The organism is Bartonella sp. bp_1, from assembly GCF_055808085.1.
In genome coordinates this window covers 950108-972408 of the sequence record NZ_CM147851.1, presented here as the reverse complement: position 1 = coordinate 972408, position 22301 = coordinate 950108, and the positions used below count along the sequence as shown (strand labels likewise).

Genomic DNA, 22301 nt, shown 5'->3' with positions numbered 1-22301 from the left:
TATTGATCCATGGAATGTTTTCGAGGAGCCTATAATGAGTGCAGTTTCCGATTTTGACTCAGAGTTGACGTCATGTGAATCCAAGCACCGCAAAGTTTTCCGTTGTTGGCTTTATACAATTCTCATTTTGTGTCTTGCAATTGTTATGGTCGGCGGGGCAACCCGTATGACCGGTTCGGGTCTGTCTATTACAGAATGGAAGCCTATACATGGTATTATTCCGCCTATTGGTGAAGCACAATGGCAGGAAGAGTTTGGAAAATATCAGCAAATAGCTCAGTATCAACACGTTAATCAGGGCATGGAACTTAATGGTTTTAAACATATTTTCTGGTGGGAATGGAGCCATCGTTTACTTGGCAGAATCATTGGTTTGATCGCTATTTTTCCTCTCATTTTCTTTTTTATAAAGGGATGGGTCGAAAAGCGTTTAATGGTAAGGTTCTGTGCGGTTCCGATATTGATCGGTATCCAGGGCGCAATTGGCTGGTGGATGGTTTCTTCAGGCGTTGGCAATAGCGAGTTGACAAGTGTCAGCCAATATCGATTGGCTATCCATTTGGTAACAGCTTGCATTATCATTATATTTGTTACTGATCTGGCAAGAGGCTTGGTTTCTTATCGTGAGAAACCGGCGCAAAGAAGTATTCAGAAGTTTGCTGGATGGATGGTATTTCTTGTATTGTTTCAGATCTATCTTGGCGCCTTGGTTGCAGGGCTTCATGCCGGATTAAGTCATAATACATGGCCGCTCATGGATGGAAAATTTGTGCCTGATGGCCTGTTGTCACAAGAGCCTGCGTGGCGCAATATTTTTGAAAATACGATGACAGTGCAATTTATTCATCGCATGTTTGCTTATGCTTTGCTCATTATTGCCATTATTCACGCTTTTCGTGTTGATAAGCTGCTCAACAATTCGTTTCATGCAAAACGGGCAATGATATTGTTGGTTTTAATTGTCTTGCAGGCAATTTTCGGCATTATAACACTATTGACGCGTGTTCCCATTGAGTGGGGCTTGACACATCAGTTCTTTGCCTTGGTTGTTTTATGTTTTGCTGTGGCACATTGGCGAGCAACCAAGGGTGCTTTTCCCATTCAGGCATAAAGGCTGAATGGGTTTTTTAAGCTTTTATCATCAAGTTGAGATTTTGAACGGCAGCGCCTGATGCTCCTTTGCCAAGGTTGTCAAGGACGGCACTAAGGTTGACGATACCATCTTTTTCATTGCTGAATATATATATCTTCATTCTATCGGAATCAGCGAGGCTTTCAGCATCGAGACGTGTTGTACTTTTGATCTCTTCTGGTGAGACAACGCTGATGACATCCTGTCCAGCATAATGTTGCATAAAGACTGAATAGATATTTTCCACTGTTGTGCCAGATTTGAGCTGACTGAGATGTATCGGAAGATTGACAATCATGCCTTGTGGAAACCGTCCAACGCTGGGCATGAAGATCGGCGCATGGTCAAGCAATCCATGCATACGGATCTCTGGCATGTGTTTATGTGACAGATTGAGACCGTAAAGAAAATAGTTGGCTGTAATCGCATCGTCGCGGGTATGGTCTTTCATCTGCGCAATCATCTGTTTGCCGCCGCCGCTATAACCGGAGACAGCGTTGATTGTTGTTGGATGTTCTGCGGCAAGAAGACCGCTTTCACGTAATGGCCTGATAAGGCTGATTGCACCGGTTGGATAACAGCCCGGATTGGCAACAAGGCGGGCAGAATTAATGCGTTCGTTTTGTCCTTTGGTCATTTCAGCAAAACCATAGGTCCATTGCGGGTCAATCCGGTGGGCGGTTGATGCATCAATAATACGTGTCGTACTTGTTCCGCTTAAAGCGGCAACCGTATCACGTGCAGCATCATCTGGCAGGCAGAGTATGGCAATATCGGCAGATTTCAGATAATCTATCCGCAAATCTGCATTGTGACGGTCGGCATGGGCAATTGAAATCAGATCAATATCACGGCGCTTACCAAGCCGCGTCCTGATCTGCAAGCCCGTTGTGCCATGTTCGCCATCAATGAAAACCTTTGTTGCCATTATCCTGATCCTTTTTGATTGTGTTCTGTGTTGTAGCAAAGAATAATCTTCTTTCAAAAGAAAAAGCGTTGAAAGAAGGAATTGATTGTCAAAAACGGATGGTGCTTATTGGCGAATGAAAATCAGTGTGCTATCTCATTCCCAGCAGGTATCCAGACATTGTTATTCAACAGAATAGGACTTTTTTCATGAGCGATCAGGCGAATGGAGTGCAGAAGCGCTTTTTTAATGAAGAACTCAAGGTTATTGATGCTGATATATTTGATGCCATCAAGAATGAACTTGGTCGTCAGCGCCATGAAATCGAACTGATTGCTTCTGAAAATATCGTTTCAAGAGCTGTACTGGAGGCACAGGGGTCTGTTTTGACCAACAAATACGCAGAAGGCTATCCGGGCAAGCGTTATTATGGTGGTTGTGAATATGTAGACGTGGTTGAAGAATTGGCAATTGAACGGGCTAAAAAGCTGTTTGATTGTAAATTTGCCAATGTACAACCGAATTCTGGTAGTCAGATGAACCAAGCTGTTTTTCTGGCGCTGTTACAGCCCGGTGATACTTTTATGGGGCTTGATCTTAATTCCGGTGGTCATTTGACCCATGGCTCTCCCGTTAATATGTCGGGTAAATGGTTCAACGTCGTTTCTTATGGTGTGCGTCGTGATGACCAATTGCTGGATATGGATGAGGTTGCACGCTTGGCCCATGAACATAAGCCAAAGCTTATTTTAGCTGGGGGGACAGCCTATTCACGTATTTGGGACTGGAAGCGTTTTCGTGAAATTGCCGATGAAATCGGTGCTTATCTTATGGTCGATATGGCGCATATTGCTGGTCTTGTCGCTGGTGGCGTCCATCCTTCACCGTTACCACATGCCCATGTGGTAACGACTACAACACATAAATCATTGCGCGGCCCTCGTGGCGGTATGATTTTGACGAATGATGAAGGTATTGCGAAAAAAATCAATTCTGCTGTTTTCCCCGGTCTCCAAGGCGGACCTTTGATGCATGTTATCGCTGCCAAGGCTGTTGCCTTCAAGGAAGCGCTTGATCCAAGTTTTAAGGATTATGCAGCACAGGTTGTTGCCAATGCACGTGCACTTTCCGAGAGGCTTAAGAAAAACGGTCTTGATATTGTTTCCGGGGGAACAGATAATCACCTGATGCTGGTTGATCTGCGTCCTAAAAATGCAACCGGCAAGCGTGCTGAGGCTGCTTTGGGACGAGCCAATATTACCTGCAATAAAAACGGTATTCCGTTTGATCCTGAAAAGCCATTTGTTACATCAGGTGTTCGTTTGGGGGCTCCTGCGGCGACAACACGTGGTTTTGGTCAGGTTGAGTTCGAGTTGATTGGCGATTTGATTACCGAAGTGCTTGATGGACTTAAAAAGGTCAATGATGACGATGGCAACCATGCTGTTGAAGAGGCCGTTAAAAACAAGGTTGTTGAATTGACAAAGCGCTTTCCGCTTTATGGATATCTCGGTTAACGGTGATTATAAGAAAAGAGGATAAGGATGCGCTGCCCCTATTGTCAGTCAGAAGATACGCAGGTTAAAGATTCTCGTCCTGCTGAAGATGGTGCAGTTATAAGGCGCCGTCGTGTTTGTCCGGTATGTGGCGGTCGTTTTACAACCTTTGAACGCGTTCAACTGCGTGAGTTGACCGTTACTAAAAAAAGCGGGCGGCGCGTGCCTTTCGATCGTGATAAGTTGGCAAAATCTGTTGAAGTTGCTGTTCGTAAGCGTGACATTGATCCAGAGCGTATAGAGCGGGCGATTTCAGGTATTGTGCGGCAATTGGAAAGTCTGGGTGAGCCTGAGGTTCAGTCGGATGAAATTGGTCGTTTGGTGATGGAAGTCCTCAAAGGGATTGATGATATCGCTTATATTCGTTTTGCGTCTGTCTATCGTAATTTTAATACAGCTCAAGATTTTCATAATGTTATTGATGAGCTGGCTGATGATATAGATTCTGAAACGGATGACTGAGGATGGTATTGCAAAAGGATGACTGCCGATTTATGGCGGCTTCTATCCGTTTGGCTCGTCAACATCTTGGTTTGACTGCTGAAAATCCATCTGTTGGCGCATTGGTTGTCCAAACAATCGGTTCTGCTAAGGTCATTGTCGGACGTGGTGTTACAGCTTGTGGAGGGCGTCCGCATGCCGAACCTCAGGCATTGGAAGAGGCGGGAGAAAAGGCTATCGGCTCTACTGTTTATGTGACATTGGAACCTTGCTCTCATATTGGCAAGACACCGCCTTGTGTTGATTCTTTGATCAAGGCGAAAGTTGGTCGGGTTGTTATTGCACTTCGTGATCCCGATTGCCGTGTTTCCGGTCGTGGCATTGAAAAATTGAAAAGTGCAGGCATTCAGGTTGATGTAAGTATAGCTAAAGAGCTGGCCATTAATGGGTTGGAGGGATATTTATCCCTTAAGTTGCGACAGCGGCCATGGGTCACGTTGAAGCTGGCGTTATCAAAGGAAAATGCAATTGGTATAAAAGGGCAGGGCAAGGTAGCCATTAGTAATACTGTGTCACAGATGCGTTCCCAGATGATGCGTGTAGAATATGATGCTATTTTGATTGGCGTGGAAACTGCTCTTGTAGATAATCCATTATTGAGCTGCCGGTTGGATGGATTGGCCTCACGCTCTCCCCAACGTGTCGTATTAGATCGAAAATTACGTATACCTTTGGATAGTGCGCTTGTTAAAACAGCCTATAAAATTCCGCTTATTATATTTTGTCATATGCATGTCGACGCCAATAAGGTGGAGGCTCTTGAGAAAGCGGGATGTTTCGTTATTCCCATTGATAAAATAGAATCAGAAGATTTTCTAGGTGCTATTCTTTCTCGTCTGTCGGAAAGAGATATCTCATCTGTTCTTGTTGAGGGAGGGGCGAAAATAGCACAAGCTTTCAAACAAGCGGGGTTTATAGATCGGCTGGGGCTTTTCCAATCCAATACTGTGTTGGATGGAGAGCTGATTTATGCTCCTTCCATTGAAAGTTTGACTAAAAATATGCACATAGAAGAGCGTCGCCTTTATGGGCAGGATATTTATACTCAATGGACAGGAACAGGTTTATGTTTACCGGAATAGTAACTGATGTCGGCCAGATTGAAGAAATTGAGCCGTTAAATGAAGGTTTGCGTATAAAGATAGTGACTCACTATGATCCTGATACAATCGATATTGGGGCATCGATTGCCTGTTCGGGTGTATGTCTGACAGTTGTAAAATGCGCCAAAGAGGGAGCAAACCATAATTGGTTTGAAGTGGAAGCATGGGAAGAGGCCTTAAGGCTGACGACCATAAAAGAGTGGAAAGCGAATAGACGTGTAAATCTTGAACGTTCGCTAAAACTTGGTGATGAAATGGGAGGGCATTTAGTTTCCGGTCATGTTGATGGTTGCGCCGAGATTATTGATGTTCAAAATGAAGGGGATGCCAAACGGTTCCGCATCCGGATACCTGATCATCTGGCACAATTTGTTGCCGCCAAAGGTTCTGTTGCGCTTGATGGTACATCCTTGACCGTCAATAATGTCGATGGTGATATATTCGATGTTTTGATCATCCGTCATACACTTGATGTAACGACATGGGGACTGCGCCAAAAGGGTGATCATGTTAATGTCGAGATTGATACTATGGCACGTTATGCAGCGCGGCTGGCGGAATTTAGGCCATAAGAGCGGCTACAATTGCTTGCAGCTTTGGATAAATAGGCGTAGAGGAAACGGCAAGCAAGGAGTGTGTGATGACTGGAAAAAATGAAAAACATTTGCTGATTATCGAGGCACGTTTTTATGACGATCTATCAGATGCCCTTCTTGAAGGCGCTATTGCGCGATTGAAAAAAGCGAAGGCAAGTTATGATGTTATTACCGTGCCGGGCGCATTGGAAATACCTGGTGTGATTGCACAGGCTGAAAAAGGGAAAGTCACCTATGACGGTTATGTTGCTCTGGGGTGTGTTATTCGTGGAGAGACTTACCATTTTGAGATTGTCTCGAATGAATCCTGCCGAGGCCTGATGGATTTGGCTATTCGTAAGCGCTTAGCCATTGGCAATGGTATTCTGACGGTTGAAAATGAAAAACAGGCATGGGCACGTGCGAAAAAGAATGAAAAAGACAAAGGTGGTTTTGCTGCCGATGCTGCATTGTCCATGATTGCCATAAAAAAGAAACTCGGAGCCTGATTTGACTAATATAAAAGGCGAAAAAAATCATTCAGCCAGTCAACCGCAATTGCGTGTGGCCAACAAACGTGGTGTGGCACGGCTTGCTGCTGTCCAAGCCCTCTACCAGATGGATATGTCAGGTAGCGGTGTGATGGAGGTGGCCGCAGAATATGAAAGCTTCAGGCTTGGCAAGGATATTGATGGTGATCAATATCTTGATGCTGACCCCCAGTGGTTTCGTGCTATCCTAGCAGGTGTGGTTGAAGAGCAGAAAACACTTGATCCAGCCATTCGTCAGCGTCTTCCTGATAGTTGGCCATTATCACGTATTGATTCAACTTTGCGAGCCTTGTTACGTGCCGGCGCGTGGGAATTAAAAAACCGTCAGGATGTTCCTACAGCTGTTGTCATTAATGAATATGTCGATATAGCCAAGGCATTTTTTATCGATGAAGAGCCAAAACTGGTGAATGGTGTTCTTGATCGTATAGCCAAGGATTTTCGTAGTTCAAATTAATTGGCTTTGAAGAGCATCAACGATGGTTGATTGATTTTCCAATTTCATCTTCAAGCAGACGGTCAAAATCGCTATCATCTAAAATATTGCGAGGCGTAGCTTGAGCCGTAACGACTGGTTTTTGTCGCCCTTCTATTTCTGCCATGGCAATTTCTTCGATACGAGGTGTTACGTCGGATAGATCGCCGGTTGTAGATGATGTTCTGGTCGGAGGCACTGCAATATCAAATGCCGGGCCGGAGGATGTCGTGTTTTTCTCATATTGTGTTTGTGGCTGGTTGGATACAGCTTTTGTATAGGCGGTAGGTGAGGGTGTTGTAGAAGAATGAGCCGTTAGAGCTTCTGAATCTATTTTGACATCTGTTTTTTCGGTTACAGGCTCAAGCGGGGAAATATTTTCAGGGGATTCATCGATGTTAATGTTACGTTCGATGACAACATCTGTTGGGCCGCCAATCAGGATAAGGTGTTCTACATTATCACGGCGCACCAGAACGAGGCGGCGTGTACGGTCAACAGCGGCGGCATCGCGTACAGATAAGCGAGGTGTACGGGTTTTTCCGCCCACAACAAAAGTGCCGCCTCCCATATGTCGTAAGACCAGTACTGTCAGATAAATGGCGGCTATAACGATGCAAAGTACAACAACCGCAGATATAATATTTGCGGCAGATTGTCCGATCTGGTTTGCAAGCCAAGCATTCATATGAAACTCCAATATCCGGTTGTGTAGCCATTTTATTAACTGTTGAACGTGGCAACATAAAGAAGCAGAGGCAAGAAAGCTATTACTGTTTGTTTTTTTTGACGTCTTTTTTAGACGATGCAAAGTTGTAGAATGTCGTTACTTTTCAATCGGTATTGATTATGTTTTGGCAGGAATCGTTTATGCTTGTAGATTAATCTTGGCCGATGTGGCAGGCAACTTATGAAGGATGGGTGGTTTCAGCTATGAAGATAGAAGTGAGAGAACGTCTTGCTGACATTACCTTACGCTTATTGGCTGTTGCCTTGATTGCTTGTTTTGGCGTTATCGGATTTTTATCTATGCGTCATGGTCTTTATAATTTACCAGCTATGCTGATTTTGGCACTTTTAATCGCAATTATTATCTTTTTGGTATTTGGTGCGCTTTTAGGCATGTTTAAGCTGCGACGCACTGGAACCGATGATACATTGCTATTTAAGCTTTTTGAACAATTGCAAGGTGCTGTTGTGGTGACGGACCGTCGAGGATCGGTTGTCCTTGCCAATAAAACATATTCTTCATTATCTGACAGCGCATCGCCTGTCGGACCGCAAGCCTTGTTTACCTATGAAAAACAGTTGAGCCAGTTGTTGTATAGGGCAGTCATGACTATCAAAAACGGACAGTCTTTCAGCGAGATTATCCGGCCTTTACCACAAACAATAGCAGATCGGTTAAAATTGGATAGTGAGTCCTGTTATTTGCAAGTTTGTCTTGATAATCTTGATAAGCCTAAAATGGGAAAACTATTATGGCAATTTACGATTGGTCATAATGTTCAGACAGATCAGCACCACTTTTTTCATAATTTACAAGAAACCATCAATCATCTCGACCGTGCGCCTGTTGGCTTCTTTTCATATGATACTGAAGGACAGTTGGCCTACGTCAATGCGACTTTGGCAGATTGGGTCGGTCTGGATATTGGTGGGTTTAAGTTTGGTGATCATACGATATCCCAGCTATTTGCAGAGACAGATAATAGGGATATGCTGTTTAAGCAAAACGTTGATGAACCTTTTGTCTTCCATTTAAAGACAACCAATGGCGTAATGCCTGTTTGGGTCTTTGTGTCTTGGCAGGGGGAAAAAAATGAAACGGAGCATGCAGTAGGTATAGGCCGGGCTGTAATTGTGCCGGAATATTTGTTGAAGCAAACTGCTTTTGAGGCAATAAGCGACACTTCAACGGATGATATCGCCGCGTTTTGTGAAACCATACCGGTGGCTTTAGCGGGTGTGCGGTTGGATGGTACGATTCATTTCTCGAACCAGGCTTTTCGTAAACTCGTTAATATGTCTGAGAATTCACGTAACAGTAGTGAATGTCTTGATCACTATCTTATTGATAAAGAACGCAGTTTACTGAAAAATGCCATCCAAAGGGTGCAGGATAAACAATCTGCTGAACCTCTTGATGTTGGCATAGCAGGTGAGGGAGATAAACATATCCGCTTGCATTTTAGTGGTTTGAAAAGATCGCCTGATGCAACAGAAGTATTTATTTTTATAACTGCAATTGAAACAACTGAACAAAAAATCTTTGAGCAACAAATGGCTCAAAATCAAAAAATGCAAGCCGTTGGGCAGCTTGCTGGTGGGATTGCACACGATTTCAATAATGTTTTAACGGCAATTATTATGTCGTGTGATCTTCTTTTAAGTAGCCATCGTAGTTCTGATCCTGCTTATTCAGATCTTATCAACATTAAAAATAATGCCAATCGTGCTGCGTCACTTGTTCAGCAGTTGTTAGCCTTTTCACGGCGTCAGACATTGCGGCCAGTCAAACTCGACTTGACAGATATACTATCGGATATTCGCACATTGGTCAGTCATCTTTTGGGAAATAAGATCAAGCTTGTGATTACGCATGGCCGCGATTTATGGCCGATTGAAGCTGATCAGGAATCCTTGCAGCGTGTTATTATGAATTTATGTATTAATGCACGTGATGCCATGCCGGATGGAGGATCGATAACGATTTCAACGAAGAATATTTCGACTGAGGCAGCACGCGGTTTTGAATATGATGGTTTTGTACCAGATAATTATGTCATGCTCAGCATTGCGGATACAGGCACTGGAATCAGTGAAGAAGTACAGGCCAAGATGTTTGAACCGTTCTTTACAACTAAAGAGGTTGGCAAAGGAACCGGACTTGGCCTTTCCATGGTTTATGGCATTATCAAGCAATCTGGTGGTCATGTTTATTGTGATTCAGAGCTTGGAAAGGGAACAACATTCCGTATCTTTTTGCCGCGGTTTGTTGCAAAAGAACAAAGTGCTGTTGAGCTTTTGCCAAAAGAGTCAGCAATGGTTGAAGAACAGAATAAGAAGTCTGCTGACTTATCCGGATCTGCGACGGTCTTGATGGTTGAAGATGAAGATGCTGTTCGTATGGGCGGCGTACGTGCCTTGAAAACACGCGGCTATACCGTATTGGAAGCTTCAACCGGTTTGGAAGCTTTGGAAGTCCTTCAGGAATATGAGGGCAAAATAGATATTGTTGTTTCGGATGTTGTGATGCCTGAAATGGATGGTCCAACTCTGTTGCGTGAAATGTTGAAAACCTACCCTGATATTAAATTCATGTTTGTGTCTGGTTTTGCAAAAGATGCTTTTGCCAAGAATCTTCCTGATGATGCAACATTCGGTTTTTTAGCTAAACCGTTCTCATTGAAAGCCTTGGCCGAAGCCGTCAAAGATACATTGGCTCAGGATTAGGATAAAAAGGCAATAAAAAACCCCGCTTTTGCGGGGTTTTTAAATTTTGTTTTAGGCATTCATCGCTTTTTTCAAATTCTCGTCAATCTTGTCGAGGAATCCTGTTGTTGAAAGCCATTTCTGATCAGGGCCGATCAATAAAGCCAGATCCTTTGTCATATAGCCAGATTCGACAGTATCGATACAAACCTTTTCAAGTGTTTCAGAAAAACGCTTCAATTCAGCATTATTATCGAGTTTTGAACGATGGGCCAGGCCACGGGTCCATGCAAAGATAGAAGCGATCGAATTTGTCGATGTTTCTTCACCTTTTTGATGTTGGCGATAGTGACGTGTAACCGTGCCATGGGCGGCTTCGGCTTCAACGGTTTGGCCATCAGGCGTCATGAGAACAGATGTCATAAGGCCGAGTGAACCAAAGCCCTGCGCAACAATGTCAGACTGGACATCGCCATCATAGTTTTTACAAGCCCAGACATAGCCTCCTGACCATTTAAGAGCAGAGGCAACCATATCGTCGATCAGACGATGCTCATAGGTCAGCTTCTTCTTGTCAAATTCAGCCTTGAACTCTTTATCGAATATTTCCTGAAAGATATCTTTAAAGCGGCCATCATACGCTTTTAGAATTGTATTCTTTGTAGACAGATAGACTGGAACATTGCGTTGCAAGCCATAATTAAACGATGCGCGGGCAAAATCGCGAATGGAATCGTCAAGATTATACATAGCCATGGCAACGCCTGCACTAGGAGCATCATAAACATCATGCTCGATAACCTTGCCGTCATCGCCAACAAACTTGATCGACAATTTGCCTTTGCTGGGGAATTTGAAGTCAGTTGCACGATATTGATCACCGAAAGCATGGCGTCCGACAATGATTGGCTTGGTCCAACCGGGAACCAGACGAGGAACATTTTTACAGATGATCGGTTCACGGAAAATGACGCCGCCTAGAATATTGCGGATTGTTCCGTTAGGGGATTTCCACATTTTCTTGAGCTTGAACTCTTCAACGCGTGCTTCATCCGGTGTGATCGTCGCACATTTAACGCCCACGCCATATTTCTTAATCGCATTGGCTGAGTCGATCGTTACCTGATCATCGGTTGCATCGCGGTTTTCAACCGAAAGATCATAATATTTAAGATCAATATCAAGATAGGGATGAATTAATTTGTCTTTGATATATTGCCAGATAATACGGGTCATCTCGTCGCCATCGAGCTCAACAACGGGATTTGCAACCTTGATTTTAGCCATAAGACTTCCTCTCCTTGTTTGATGGTTTGGGTATAGCATCGAAAAACGATCAATGAAAAGCCCAAACAGGTTTACAATGGTCCTTTAAAAACAAAATAGGCGCCGCCGCATATCAGGCCGAAACCAACAAGATGGTTTAATGTGATTTTTTCACCTAGATAGAGGACTGAAAATCCGGCAAAAATAAGAAGTGTGACAACTTCTTGAATGGTCTTGAGTTGTGCGGCACTGTAGACATTATGACCGATTCGGTTCGCTGGAACAGCAAGGCAATATTCAAAAAAAGCGATTCCCCAACTTACAAGAATAACGATAATGAGTGGTTTGTTAGTGAATTTAAGATGCCCATACCATGCCAATGTCATGAAAAGGTTTGAAAAAACCAATAAAATAATTGGTGCAATATAGTATGTAAGACCCATTAGCTTTTCCTGACTGTGTAAAATGAATATTCCATGGAAGATTGATCATAAGGCGCGGTCATAATAATATATTTTTTCGCAGGACTCTCTTTGGTGGCTAAAATAGATGAGCCGTGAATGAATAAAAAATCACTTTTCGCTTATTAATAACCGTGCCAGATTTTACATCTGCTTTATATGCTAAGGTATACATAAATGCAGGAAGGAATTTAAATGCTATCGATTCTTAAAAAAATAAGATTTTTTGCACCCGCTCTTGTTTGGGGCGTTTTAATGGGATCAGCCTATGCAACGCCTTTATACCTCAAGGGTGAGGTTTTCTATCGTGAGCGTGTGGCTTTACCGATGGACTCGATAGTTGAAGTTTCATTACTGGATGTATCTCGATCAGATATCCCGCCAAAAACTATAGGTGTTACAAAATTCAAGCCACAAACTGAGGTGCCTATTCAATTTGAAATTCGTTTTGATTCCAGTAATATTAAGCCTAAGGCAGCCTATATTTTGCAAGCAAAAATTGAGAGCGGAGGGAGGTTGCTTTATATGAGCGCAGAACATTTCCCTGTTTTTCAAGAAGATGAAAATGAACCCCGCTTGATGCTTGAGCGCGTTAAGGATTCATCAGATTCCGATTCTAGGGCAGCGCTTTCCGGTGATTGGACAATTGACCGCCTTAAGGGTAAAAAGGTTATTGGTTCAACGCCCTTTGGTATCAATATTGCAGATGATCATATTGCTGGCATAGCCGGATGCAATCGATTCAACGGTGGCTTTAAGATATCCGGTCAGAAAATTGAATTTCTGCCAATAATATCGACACAGATGGCCTGTGAAGAAAAGTTGATGAAGCAGGAGCAAGCTTTTTTTGATCTGCTGGATAAGGTTTCAGGATTCAAGGCAGATGAGAACGAATTAAGCTTTCTTGATTCAACGGGTTCTGTACTAATTCATTTCATACGAAAGAAGCCTGAGTAAGGATGGCTTTTTTATAATTCCGATAACTTGATGATTTGATTTTTTACTTAAAACAGGGTAGAATTAACCATATACAAGAGCGAGGTGTGGATCGTTGGTGGTCGATACCCTTTTTATGGAGTGAATGATGGTTTCAGTTCAACCACTTCAAAATAATAGTATTCGTGATGATTACCAAAATCCTGGTTCACGCGCGATAGAAAATATCAATAAAATTCTTGATAATGAACGCAATGTGCCAAGCGTGAGTGTGAATGAGCGCGATATTATTACACCTCGTATTTATGACGCGCTTTCTCGTATTCAGGAACTGGTTGAGAAGGGTGTTGATAGCACCAGTATCATTGGCGGCACTTCGTCTGTTATCGGATTCAATCAAGGATATTTTCAAGGGACATTAAATGCTGCCGATCCATCAAAGTATGAAGCTTTTGAAGGTCGTCCGTCTGGTGCTTTTGATGTTTATACGCCTAATACTATTTCTGATTCAGACTTGAAGGACATCGTGCGTCGTTCAGTGCAACCTGGTGGCATTTATGCCGGTAATGAAAAGTTGTTCCGTGCGCTCAATGATAACACCGCTAAGATATACAATCAGGGTGAGGCAGAAAACCTGATTGGCAAGAGTGTTGACTGGAAGCAAGGCAGCATTAGTGGGTCGATGATTGATCGTACGGCTATTAATGAAAAATATGTTCAGCAGCTTGAGCAAAGCGGTAAACAGATTTTTTCAGGATCTATCGGTTCTATAAGATTTGCTGTTGTTTATTAGTTTTTTTATAAATTTCTAAAGCGGCTAATGGTCGCTTTTTTATTTTTCTTCGTGATGTTTGCGAATACGGCGGACAAGCCACCATACCAAGAGTAATGCAATAGGAACAGCTAGTGCCGTTATAAACTCAGGACTGATTGACCAACCAAAAGCATGGGTGCCTTTACTGAGGTAACCGATTAATCCAACGACATAATAAGAAACAGCTGCAACGGATAGGCCCTCTACAGTTTGTTGTAATCTTAACTGTGTTCTTGCGCGTTTATCCATAGATGCCAGTAAGTCCCGGTTTTGTTCTTCCAGCTCCACATCAATCCATGTTCGTAATAATGTTGTTGCCCGGGTTAGCTTCGTTGATAAAACAGACTGCCGTTCTTCAATAGAACGGCATGTACGCATAGCTGGTGCCATACGGCGTTGTAGAAAACCGATCCATGTATCATAGCCAGATACAGGTTCTTCATGCAGGGCCTTTAATCGTTCACCTACAATGCCGTCATAAGCACGGCTTGCACCAAAGCGGAAAAGGCTGGCTGCGCTATCGGCTTCCAGTGCAGTTGCAAGGTCTGTCAGCTCATCCAGTAGCTTACGGTTATCACGTTCATCAATAGAACGCATTTGAGATGTTATGGATGCAAGTTTTTCTTCCATCTGCCTTATGTGGGGAGATAGGCTCTGGGCCAGAGGAAGGCCTAACATGGCGAGTATGCGATAGGTCTCAATTTCAATCAAGCGTTGAGAAAGTGCCCCCAAACGCGCTTGTGAGAGCCCTTTATCTAAAATGAGGATATTGGTTAGTCCATCACCATCCTGACGAAAGTCTGTAACAATAGCAGCTTTGCCATTTTCAACGAGAGAGAAGCATAGGCTTGCCGGATCAAATTCAGAAATAAATTTGTCAGTTGTGTTATTCCAAGGTTTTACTTGTAAACGGATGCCGGATATAGCCTGTCCGGGAGCTGAAAAACCTTTTCCGAAGGGGGAACTCTCACTGATGCCTTGTTTGGCCGACTTAGCAGGGGCATCCCATAAATAAGTCGAAAATTCACTATGTTTTTCCCAGCGCAGACTCCCTTTATTCCAGGGCATCGAATGATGACGGGCGTTCAGCGAAGGAGGTGCTATGCCAAGGTTTTGAGAAAGAGCAGAAAGAACTTCGTGATCCTGATTGGTTCCGGCTTCAGTTAAAAAGGCCAGCTGAATGAGTGTAATAGGGCCTTGAAGAAGTGGGTAGGGACGTGCATGGATTTCACCGACTGCCGCAGGACGCATTGGGCTGGATTGGAATCCCATTATTTTATTAACGGCATGAGACTGATCTGGATTTTTATTATTTTTTGGCATGGGATTATTCTTTTGATGTAACAATGATTATTGCAATAACACGCTATCACGCTAGGGGCTATACGCCTTGTTACATATAGTTCTGGGAGCAATAAGTTTTTTGATTGTTTATATCTGTCTTAGGAATGGTGGGCGTGACAGGGATTGAACCTGTGACCCCTACAATGTCAATGTAGTGCTCTCCCGCTGAGCTACACGCCCATCCAATGGGGTGCCATACACCATATCAAAGATCGAACGTCAATGCCCATTTTCCAAAAAGGAGGAAAATAAAAAAAATTAAGCGGCAATCAGCATCTTTTCGACTTCATTTACCAGGTCGCGCAAGTGAAAAGGCTTAGAAAGAACTTTGGCATCACGTGGAGTATTTGCATCGGCATTGAGGGCCACAGCTGCAAAACCGGTTATAAACATGACTTTAAGGTCAGGATCAATTTCGGTTGCACGGCGGGCCAGTTCAATGCCATCCATTTCAGGCATGACAATATCTGTTAGCAAAAGAGAAAAGGGCTCTTCTTGTAAACGCTGATAGGCGCTTGCGCCATTGTCAAAATCGGTTACCGTATAACCTGCGCGTTCTAAAGCTTTTGCCAAAAAACGGCGCATATCATTATCGTCTTCAGCAAGCAAAATTCTTTTCATGGGTCCGTCCACAAGAGTTAAAGCCAGAGGGCAATGGAATAAATTTGTTCTTATATTACCTTATGGATTGTTCGTAAAAAAAGAGCTAAAGCGCATATAGGTTTCTGGAGTTGTTAAGATGGTTAATTCTTTAGTCGGCAAAAAGGGTTCTGTCTTTGCAGGTAAAGAGCTTGATTTAAATGCCCATTTAAAAAACTCTGCCCCTGACTTTGATGGTGTACCTGCATTTGATTTTTTTCAACCGGCCGATTTTCGGGTGCCTTATCTTTTTAATGTGCCGCATTCCGGGCGCCATTATCCTCTTTCCTTTCTTGATAGCAGTGTTTTGGATGCACGTGAAATACGCAGTTCGGAAGATGCTTATGTCGATATTCTTTTTGAAGACGTTGTCAGGCAAGGGGCAGCTGTATTGAAAGCCAATTTTCCACGTGCCTTTTTGGATATCAATCGTGGCCCCTTCGAACTTGAGGGGGCAATGTTTAAAGAAGAATTACCAGATTTCGCACGGCCCGAGACACAACGTGCAAGTGCAGGCTTAGGCACTGTGCCTCGTGTCGTTAGTTTTGGACAGGAAATATATAACGTCAACCCTAGCTTGAATGAGGCGATTGAGCGTATATCACGTTTTTATTTTTCATATCATGAGGCGCTTGAGGCTATTTTACAGGCATTGCAGCAAAAATTTTCTTTGGCTGTTATGATCGATTGTCATTCCATGCCCTCTAATTTAAAGTTTTTCGGTAATACCATGCAACCTGATTTCATTTTAGGTAATTGCCATGGGCGCTCATGTTCAATGGCTCTATCTGAATATGCAGCACAACTTTTGAGTGATCTTGGATATACTGTTGTCTTTAACCGGCCTTATGCGGGTGGTTATATTACGAGCCATTATGGAGCAGCTGAAGATGGTCGGCATGTTTTGCAAATTGAAATAAACAGAGCGCTTTATCTCGATGAATACAAGGTGGAAAAAAAGTCTAATTTTGTTTCGTTACAAAGAGATCTTATGCGCTTTTCGGCGGATCTAATGTCTTTGCCGGAAGATGAGCTTTTTGCTTGTCGCATTGCCGCAGAATGAAATTCACTTTTTGTGGGCAAAAACTTGGAATAGAATATCAAAGGTCGTAGCAGTTTATCTTGCAAGAAAGCTGTCTGCGTAGAAAATGGACTGGCTGATTAAATTCAGAAAATAGAATATAAAAAAAACTCATTGCTTAAATGATAATTGATGTAGATTAGTTATGGCAGCTTGTAGTTGGAAAAGAGGCGAAAGTGAACAGGGTTATTGATAAGAATTTCTTTAAAAAGCTCTATAAGGTAGCGGCGAAAGAAACACTTATGCATTTTCGCAAGTCAATGGATGTCGATAATAAAGAAAAGATTGGTTTTGATCCGGTAACAATAGCGGATAAAAATACTGAAAATGCTTTACGTCAATTTATTGCCAGTCATTTTCCTGATGATCAAATTACTGGCGAGGAGTTTGGTACGCAAAATGAAGGTGCAGAGTATTGTTGGATAATTGATCCTATTGATGGGACCCGTTCGTATATTTGTGGCATGCCTGTTTGGGGAACCTTGGTTGGGCTTTATCATCATCAAAAAGCGATAGCTGGTGCCATGATCCAACCCTATATAGGCGAGATTTTTTATGCAACAGGACAAGGCAGCTTTTTGCAGCATCGGCTGAATGATTGCGATGAAATATTACATACCAGCACATGTCGGCAGCTTGATAGAGCCCGTCTATTCACAACACAACCTGAACTCTTCAAAGGAGAATCTGCTTTAACGTTTGATAGACTAAAAAAGCGGGTTGAGCTTGTACGTTATGGAGCCGATTGTTATGCTTTTGCCATGTTGGCGGCAGGGCATATTGATGTCGTCATTGAAACTGGGCTGCATATTTATGATATTGCTGCCCTTATTCCGATTATTGAGCAGGCTGGCGGAATTATTACAAATTGGAGTGGTGGACCAGCCGAAAAGGCTGGTAATATTATAGCTTGTGCCAATCGTGATTTACATAACCAGATTATCGAGTGTCTTAATCCTGCATAATCTATTAAATTGGCCTCAAAGCATTCTCGGGGGCTTTGCTACCAGGAATGAAGGCATCAAATGCAGCCCAGAATTGGGTGCGATAGCGTTCATCTTCAAATAATATATCTTTATCTGAGCCCATAATAGTTAAGGCGTCGAGAAGTCTTATACGCTGTAGGAAGTATTGGATTGCATCTGTTCTTGATCTGTTTTGTCCAGCTTGCACGATGAGACAAGGAACATGCACTGCTGAAGACGAATAAAGGCAATGTCGTGATAAATTCAGTAGAGTTGTTGCTGTGTTGATTGTTGGCTCAAAGGAATCATATTCCGCAGTTTCAGATATGGATTTTGGACGAGCTCCAAGGTCACGGACAGGGTGGATACGGTACTTTTTTCCCATACGTGCTTTGAAGAGGCGTCCGAGTTGTAAGGCGCTGACACACTGGCAAAACTTATGATAAAAGCCATTGACCTGATGCCCAAAAGGGGAAAAACTAGGTGAGGTAAGCAGTATACGTTCAAATTGGTTGCCGATAATGTCTTGTGCTGCCAGCGTTAAAAGAGCCCCCATGTCATGGGCGAGTAGAAAAAACGGTGGTTTAAAATCGGGATAGACAATATCACGCAGAAATTGCTGCAAATGGGTAAGGTCAGTTTTGACATTCATTTGTTCTGCACGGCTATAAGGGATGTTTTTATCGTAGGATCCGCCTTGTCCAAGCCAATCAAAAGTGACGGAGGATAAATTTTTTTCAGCTAGCCTTAAAATGGTTTCATGATAGGCTTCAATTTTCTCACCATAGCCTTGTAGAATAACAACAGTACCTTGCTCTTGATGAAATGGAACACGATAATGGGCGCACCGCAAGACAAGGCTGCCAGCGGGTTCATGGTTGAATATATACAATTCGGTAGGGCTTGTTTGCGGTTGATTCATTTGCTGTCTTTGTAGTTAAATGATGTGTTTTTTATACTGAGATTAGCTTAAAAAGGGAACCAAAGAGGAATTAAAATTATACAGACAATCATTGTAATGATTGTAAAGGGAACGCCAAATTTAATAAAATCAATAAAACGATAACGCCCGGGCCCCATAACTAACGCGTTTACAGGTGATGATACTGGAGTCATGAAGGCCGCAGAGGCTGCAAGTGCAACAGTCATTGCAAAAGGATAGGGTGATGCACCAAGGTTATGGGCAATTGAAAGAGCAACAGGAGCCATTAGAACGGCTGTTGCAGTGTTTGAAATAAACAATCCCAAGACAGCTGTGACAATGAAAAGGGCGATTAAGACAATGTGCGGGGATGACTGCCCTGCTACAGATAAAACGAGATTAGAAGCCAGCTCGATACCACCGGTTTTCTGCAATGCAATTGAAAATGGCATCATACCTATAATCAATATGAGACTTTGCCAATGAATAGAGCGATAGGCAGCATCAAGATGAATGCATCGTGTTGCGCCAAAAAATAGACAGGCAATGAGGGCAGCCATGACATTGCTGACAGTGCCCGAAATCATGAGTGCAACCATTAGTAGCAATCCTATAATGGCATATGGTGCGCGTGATGGGGCAATGACAGCGTCATCAATTTCTTCAGGCATGTCCAGCATGATCAGTTCTTGCATGGAAATTGTCTGGCGTCGAATAGCGCGCCATGGGCCAATCAGTAAAATAGTATCACCCATGGCAAACTTATAATCTGCAAGACGTTCAACAACCGCATGCTCACCACGTTTGAGGCCTATAACGGTTAGGTCATAACGATTGCGAAAACGTATTTCTAAAGGGGAGTGGCCAATGAGTGGAGAAGCTGCCGGTATCATGGCTTGGGCAATGCCGATATGCTGTGATATATCAGATAAATAGCGTCCTGATAATGGGAGCTGTTTTAGCTTGTATGTCTTGCAAAGATTGCTGATTGTTTCGGCTTCAGGCATATTAATAATATCAAGTAGCAGAATGTCACCGACTTTAAGGGTGGTGTTTGGACGTGGGGTTAATAATTTTCGTGTAAGAGGCGAGGGACGCTCAATTGCAAGAATATTGATGCCGCTTGTTTGACGCAGATCCAGATCACAGAGGCTTTTGTTTTCAAGAGGAGAGTCTTTAAGAATACGTATGCGGGCTTCATGACGTTCAAGATGGTATTCTTTAACCCAGTCGGCGATATGTGGACGATTATGCTGAGTGGTTTCATTTGTTTTGTTTGAAATGAACCTTCTGATTACAAGCATATAGATAATAGCCAGAACCAAGAGCGGCACTCCAAGCGTTGTAAATGAAAAGAAGGAGAAGCCAGGAAGCCCGTTACGGATGAGTTCACTGTGGACTATAAGGTTTGGTGGTGTGGCAACCAGAGTAAGCATACCTGAGAGCAGAGCGGCATATGCCAAAGGCATCATAAGGTGAGATATATTGTAATTGGTGCGCTTGGCAATTCGAAGCACAACTGGAATAAATATGGCAACGACACCGGTAGAACTCATAAAAGCACCAATGGCTGCAACAGTGAGCATTAAAAGAATAACAAGCTGTTTTTCACTTGTTGCAGCATGTTGGATCAGCCAATCTCCCAGTCTTTGAACAATACCTGTTCGGGTTAGGCATTCACCGATGACAAAAAGCAATGCAATCAAAATGACAGCAGGATCTGAAAAACCGGAAAGTGCATCATGCATTGTAATGACGCCGGTTAGTGGCAGAAGACAAATCATGATAAGCGCAACTGCATCCATACGTGGCTTATTAAGGGCAAACATAATAACGGCGGCCGCAAGTAGCGTTAAAACGATAATAAGCTCATCATTCATGTTTGAATCCTATTTTTCGTTTTATTGTCACAAAAAAATAAAGAAAATCTTGAAACCTGTTTGGGGAGATACCAGATTTATTATGCAGCTGCCAGAATGGGGTTGCTGGTATTTGTATCTGCCGTAAGAGGGGGTACAAAAATATCAAAATTTTTAGTCGCTCTAAAGGAGGGCATAAAATGCGTAATTTAGATTTTTCACCACTTTATCGTTCAACTGTTGGTTTTGACCGTCTTTTTAATTTATTTGATACGGCAGGGCAGCCAGATAATATTCCGTCATATCCGCCTTATAATATTGAACGCCTGAGTGAAAACTCATATCGGATATCGATGGCTGTTGCCGGCTTTGATGAAAGTGAACTTGATATTGAAGCAAGACGCAATCAATTGTTGGTTAAAGGCGAAAAACATACAGAACAGGAAGATGAAGGCGATTTTCTATATCGTGGCATAGCATCGCGAGCATTTGAGCGTCGTTTTCAAGTTGCAGACCATGTCGAGGTTGTTGGGGCCGAATTGAAAAACGGGTTGCTTCATATAGAGCTTAAGCGTGAGATACCTGAAGACATGAAGCCGCGCAAAGTTACTGTGAAGACAGGAACTTCATCTAAAAAACTGCGCAAGCCAACTATTGAAATGGAAGCTGCAGAATAAACTTGTCCTATAATTCATATAAAGAAACGACCCTCATATGAGGGCCGTTTTATTTTATATTGGCGAGAGGGCGTATTCGACTGATTTTTTCGATATCGCCACAAGCCTCATAGGAGATAAAAGCCGGTAAGGCATTGACCTCTTTTTTTGCTTTTTCAAATTCAGCTTTGAATCTTGGCGAACTTTTGATAGCGCGCACGATTTCATAGGCATAGTCGGGAGCAGAATCGACGGCACTTGCATTTGTCGTGCCGCAAATAACTTGGCTTTCTCCATATGTTGTTGCACGATTAAAGATAGATGCTTTGCGTTCAGGAACTATGTCGCTGATAATCAATGCTCCTACCCATGCGCGTGTTGCATCCTCTGAAGGGTAGTCAAATCCTTCGGAACGGAATGAGCAAATTTGCCCTTCAAGATTGACAAACGGTCTATTACGCTTAAATCGGCTCTTATCTCTATCGATATAATGGTTGGCATCGTTAATTGCTTTTGTCAGCAATGAAAAAAGAAGCGGAGAGGTGTCCATTCCCAGTTTCTTACGGGATGAACAACTGTATATTTTGGTAAGATAAACAGCACTGGAATCCGTATCTTCTTGTGCAAGTTTCCAGCGTGCTGTTCCTGCCAGCTTTCTTGTTTCTTCAAAAATATGTCGATCTCTTATATCACGCTCATTGTTTATAAGTGGCGGAGCTGTAAGGGCCGGAAAGAAACTATTCATCTCCTGGCTTGTCAGGAAACCATGATCAGCAAGTGATGGCATGGTTGATATGCCAATAAAGACAGAAGCGCTTAAAGCAAGGGATATGAATCTGTTTTTCATTTAGTGACCCCAATTCGATATACTCTTTTGAAAATAATACGAAAAAATGTTGTTTTTAAGGACGCATAATGTCGCGGTTGCCTTTTATTTATGCCGAAACTGAGTGACAGCGTTAAAAATATAGTTTCTTTAAGTGGCGATAAAAAGAAATAATATTGCTTATAATTAATATTTTTTATTTTTAAGTTTTATTTTTTATTTTTTCTCCTTGATTATGCTTTTGGTTTTTGCGATGAGTGCTCGGAAAATGGCTTGTCTGGCCATATTATATGATTG

22 protein-coding genes and 1 tRNA gene are annotated in these 22301 nt (G+C 42.8%); 13 read left to right on the top strand and 10 right to left on the bottom strand.

Annotated features, from left to right (window positions below; all coding sequences use genetic code 11):
- Nucleotides 1-34: 34 nt before the first annotated feature.
- Nucleotides 35-1111 (top strand): COX15/CtaA family protein, encoded by a 1077-nt coding sequence (locus tag ACYZ97_RS04780; protein WP_473300329.1) that lies wholly within the window; start codon nucleotides 35-37, stop codon nucleotides 1109-1111.
- A gap of 16 nt (nucleotides 1112-1127) precedes the next feature.
- Here ACYZ97_RS04780 and argC read toward each other — a convergent pair whose 3' ends face one another.
- Nucleotides 1128-2060: an N-acetyl-gamma-glutamyl-phosphate reductase gene (gene argC / locus ACYZ97_RS04775; protein ID WP_473300328.1), complete on the bottom strand. Its 933-nt coding sequence runs from the start codon at nucleotides 2058-2060 to the stop codon at nucleotides 1128-1130.
- A 188-nt stretch (nucleotides 2061-2248) separates the two neighbouring features.
- Between argC and glyA the strand changes: the two genes are divergently transcribed.
- From glyA to nusB, 6 genes are all read left to right on the top strand, one after another.
- The gene (gene glyA / locus ACYZ97_RS04770) at nucleotides 2249-3556 is read left to right on the top strand and encodes a serine hydroxymethyltransferase (protein WP_473300327.1); all 1308 of its coding nucleotides are present in this window, start codon (nucleotides 2249-2251) and stop codon (nucleotides 3554-3556) included.
- A 27-nt stretch (nucleotides 3557-3583) separates the two neighbouring features.
- Nucleotides 3584-4057, top strand: a complete 474-nt coding sequence (gene nrdR, locus ACYZ97_RS04765) for a transcriptional regulator NrdR (RefSeq protein WP_473300326.1) — start codon at nucleotides 3584-3586, stop codon at nucleotides 4055-4057.
- 2 nt (nucleotides 4058-4059) lie between these two features.
- Nucleotides 4060-5178: a bifunctional diaminohydroxyphosphoribosylaminopyrimidine deaminase/5-amino-6-(5-phosphoribosylamino)uracil reductase RibD gene (gene ribD / locus ACYZ97_RS04760; protein WP_473300325.1), complete on the top strand. Its 1119-nt coding sequence runs from the start codon at nucleotides 4060-4062 to the stop codon at nucleotides 5176-5178.
- A complete protein-coding gene (locus ACYZ97_RS04755; protein WP_473300324.1) occupies nucleotides 5163-5771 on the top strand; it encodes a riboflavin synthase in 609 nt (202 codons plus the stop codon). The genes ribD and ACYZ97_RS04755 overlap by 16 nt, the downstream gene beginning before the upstream one ends.
- Before the next feature lie 68 nt (nucleotides 5772-5839).
- Nucleotides 5840-6283: a 6,7-dimethyl-8-ribityllumazine synthase gene (locus ACYZ97_RS04750; protein ID WP_473300323.1), complete on the top strand. Its 444-nt coding sequence runs from the start codon at nucleotides 5840-5842 to the stop codon at nucleotides 6281-6283.
- 10 nt (nucleotides 6284-6293) lie between these two features.
- Entirely contained in the window at nucleotides 6294-6782 is a 489-nt protein-coding gene (nusB, locus tag ACYZ97_RS04745) for a transcription antitermination factor NusB (protein ID WP_473300637.1), read from the top strand.
- Between the two features lie 16 nt (nucleotides 6783-6798).
- Here nusB and ACYZ97_RS04740 read toward each other — a convergent pair whose 3' ends face one another.
- Entirely contained in the window at nucleotides 6799-7488 is a 690-nt protein-coding gene (locus ACYZ97_RS04740; protein ID WP_473300322.1) for a flagellar biosynthetic protein FliO, read from the bottom strand.
- Between the two features lie 245 nt (nucleotides 7489-7733).
- Here ACYZ97_RS04740 and ACYZ97_RS04735 point away from each other — a divergent pair, with 245 nt between their 5' ends.
- Nucleotides 7734-10256: an ATP-binding protein gene (locus ACYZ97_RS04735; RefSeq protein WP_473300321.1), complete on the top strand. Its 2523-nt coding sequence runs from the start codon at nucleotides 7734-7736 to the stop codon at nucleotides 10254-10256.
- 51 nt (nucleotides 10257-10307) lie between these two features.
- On the opposite strand, the gene ACYZ97_RS04730 is transcribed toward ACYZ97_RS04735, so the two are convergent.
- Together ACYZ97_RS04730 and ACYZ97_RS04725 are read right to left on the bottom strand one after the other, a co-directional pair.
- Nucleotides 10308-11522, bottom strand: coding sequence for an NADP-dependent isocitrate dehydrogenase (locus tag ACYZ97_RS04730; RefSeq protein WP_473300320.1), 1215 nt, complete (start codon nucleotides 11520-11522; stop codon nucleotides 10308-10310).
- Between the two features lie 71 nt (nucleotides 11523-11593).
- A complete protein-coding gene (locus tag ACYZ97_RS04725) occupies nucleotides 11594-11944 on the bottom strand; it encodes a DMT family protein (RefSeq protein ID WP_473300319.1) in 351 nt (116 codons plus the stop codon).
- A 273-nt stretch (nucleotides 11945-12217) separates the two neighbouring features.
- Between ACYZ97_RS04725 and ACYZ97_RS04720 the strand changes: the two genes are divergently transcribed.
- Both ACYZ97_RS04720 and ACYZ97_RS04715 read left to right on the top strand, forming a co-directional pair.
- The gene (locus tag ACYZ97_RS04720) at nucleotides 12218-12919 is read left to right on the top strand and encodes a YbaY family lipoprotein (protein ID WP_473300318.1); all 702 of its coding nucleotides are present in this window, start codon (nucleotides 12218-12220) and stop codon (nucleotides 12917-12919) included.
- 124 nt (nucleotides 12920-13043) lie between these two features.
- Nucleotides 13044-13691: a hypothetical protein gene (locus ACYZ97_RS04715; protein WP_473300317.1), complete on the top strand. Its 648-nt coding sequence runs from the start codon at nucleotides 13044-13046 to the stop codon at nucleotides 13689-13691.
- A 39-nt stretch (nucleotides 13692-13730) separates the two neighbouring features.
- Here ACYZ97_RS04715 and ACYZ97_RS04710 read toward each other — a convergent pair whose 3' ends face one another.
- The 3 genes from ACYZ97_RS04710 to cpdR form a co-directional block, all read right to left on the bottom strand.
- Nucleotides 13731-15035, bottom strand: a complete 1305-nt coding sequence (locus tag ACYZ97_RS04710; RefSeq protein WP_473300316.1) for a DUF3422 family protein — start codon at nucleotides 15033-15035, stop codon at nucleotides 13731-13733.
- Between the two features lie 126 nt (nucleotides 15036-15161).
- Nucleotides 15162-15236 (bottom strand) — tRNA-Val (locus ACYZ97_RS04705).
- A gap of 78 nt (nucleotides 15237-15314) precedes the next feature.
- A complete protein-coding gene (gene cpdR / locus ACYZ97_RS04700; protein ID WP_473300315.1) occupies nucleotides 15315-15677 on the bottom strand; it encodes a cell cycle two-component system response regulator CpdR in 363 nt (120 codons plus the stop codon).
- A 118-nt stretch (nucleotides 15678-15795) separates the two neighbouring features.
- Here cpdR and ACYZ97_RS04695 point away from each other — a divergent pair, with 118 nt between their 5' ends.
- Nucleotides 15796-16758 carry an N-formylglutamate amidohydrolase gene (locus ACYZ97_RS04695; protein ID WP_473300314.1) on the top strand — a complete coding sequence of 321 codons (963 nt, stop codon included), beginning with the start codon at nucleotides 15796-15798 and terminating at the stop codon, nucleotides 16756-16758.
- Between the two features lie 260 nt (nucleotides 16759-17018).
- The gene (gene hisN, locus ACYZ97_RS04690; protein ID WP_473300636.1) at nucleotides 17019-17741 is read left to right on the top strand and encodes a histidinol-phosphatase; all 723 of its coding nucleotides are present in this window, start codon (nucleotides 17019-17021) and stop codon (nucleotides 17739-17741) included.
- Between the two features lie 4 nt (nucleotides 17742-17745).
- On the opposite strand, the gene ACYZ97_RS04685 is transcribed toward hisN, so the two are convergent.
- Entirely contained in the window at nucleotides 17746-18663 is a 918-nt protein-coding gene (locus tag ACYZ97_RS04685) for an alpha/beta hydrolase (protein WP_473300313.1), read from the bottom strand.
- Between the two features lie 47 nt (nucleotides 18664-18710).
- Nucleotides 18711-20543: an SLC13 family permease gene (locus ACYZ97_RS04680; RefSeq protein ID WP_473300312.1), complete on the bottom strand. Its 1833-nt coding sequence runs from the start codon at nucleotides 20541-20543 to the stop codon at nucleotides 18711-18713.
- Nucleotides 20544-20722: 179 nt separating this feature from the next.
- Between ACYZ97_RS04680 and ACYZ97_RS04675 the strand changes: the two genes are divergently transcribed.
- Complete coding sequence (locus ACYZ97_RS04675; RefSeq protein WP_473300311.1) at nucleotides 20723-21199, top strand: Hsp20 family protein; 477 nt, start codon at nucleotides 20723-20725, stop codon at nucleotides 21197-21199.
- A gap of 49 nt (nucleotides 21200-21248) precedes the next feature.
- Here the strand turns inward: ACYZ97_RS04675 and ACYZ97_RS04670 are convergent, their stop codons facing one another.
- A complete protein-coding gene (locus ACYZ97_RS04670) occupies nucleotides 21249-22025 on the bottom strand; it encodes a phosphatase PAP2 family protein (RefSeq protein WP_473300310.1) in 777 nt (258 codons plus the stop codon).
- Nucleotides 22026-22301: the final 276 nt, after the last annotated feature.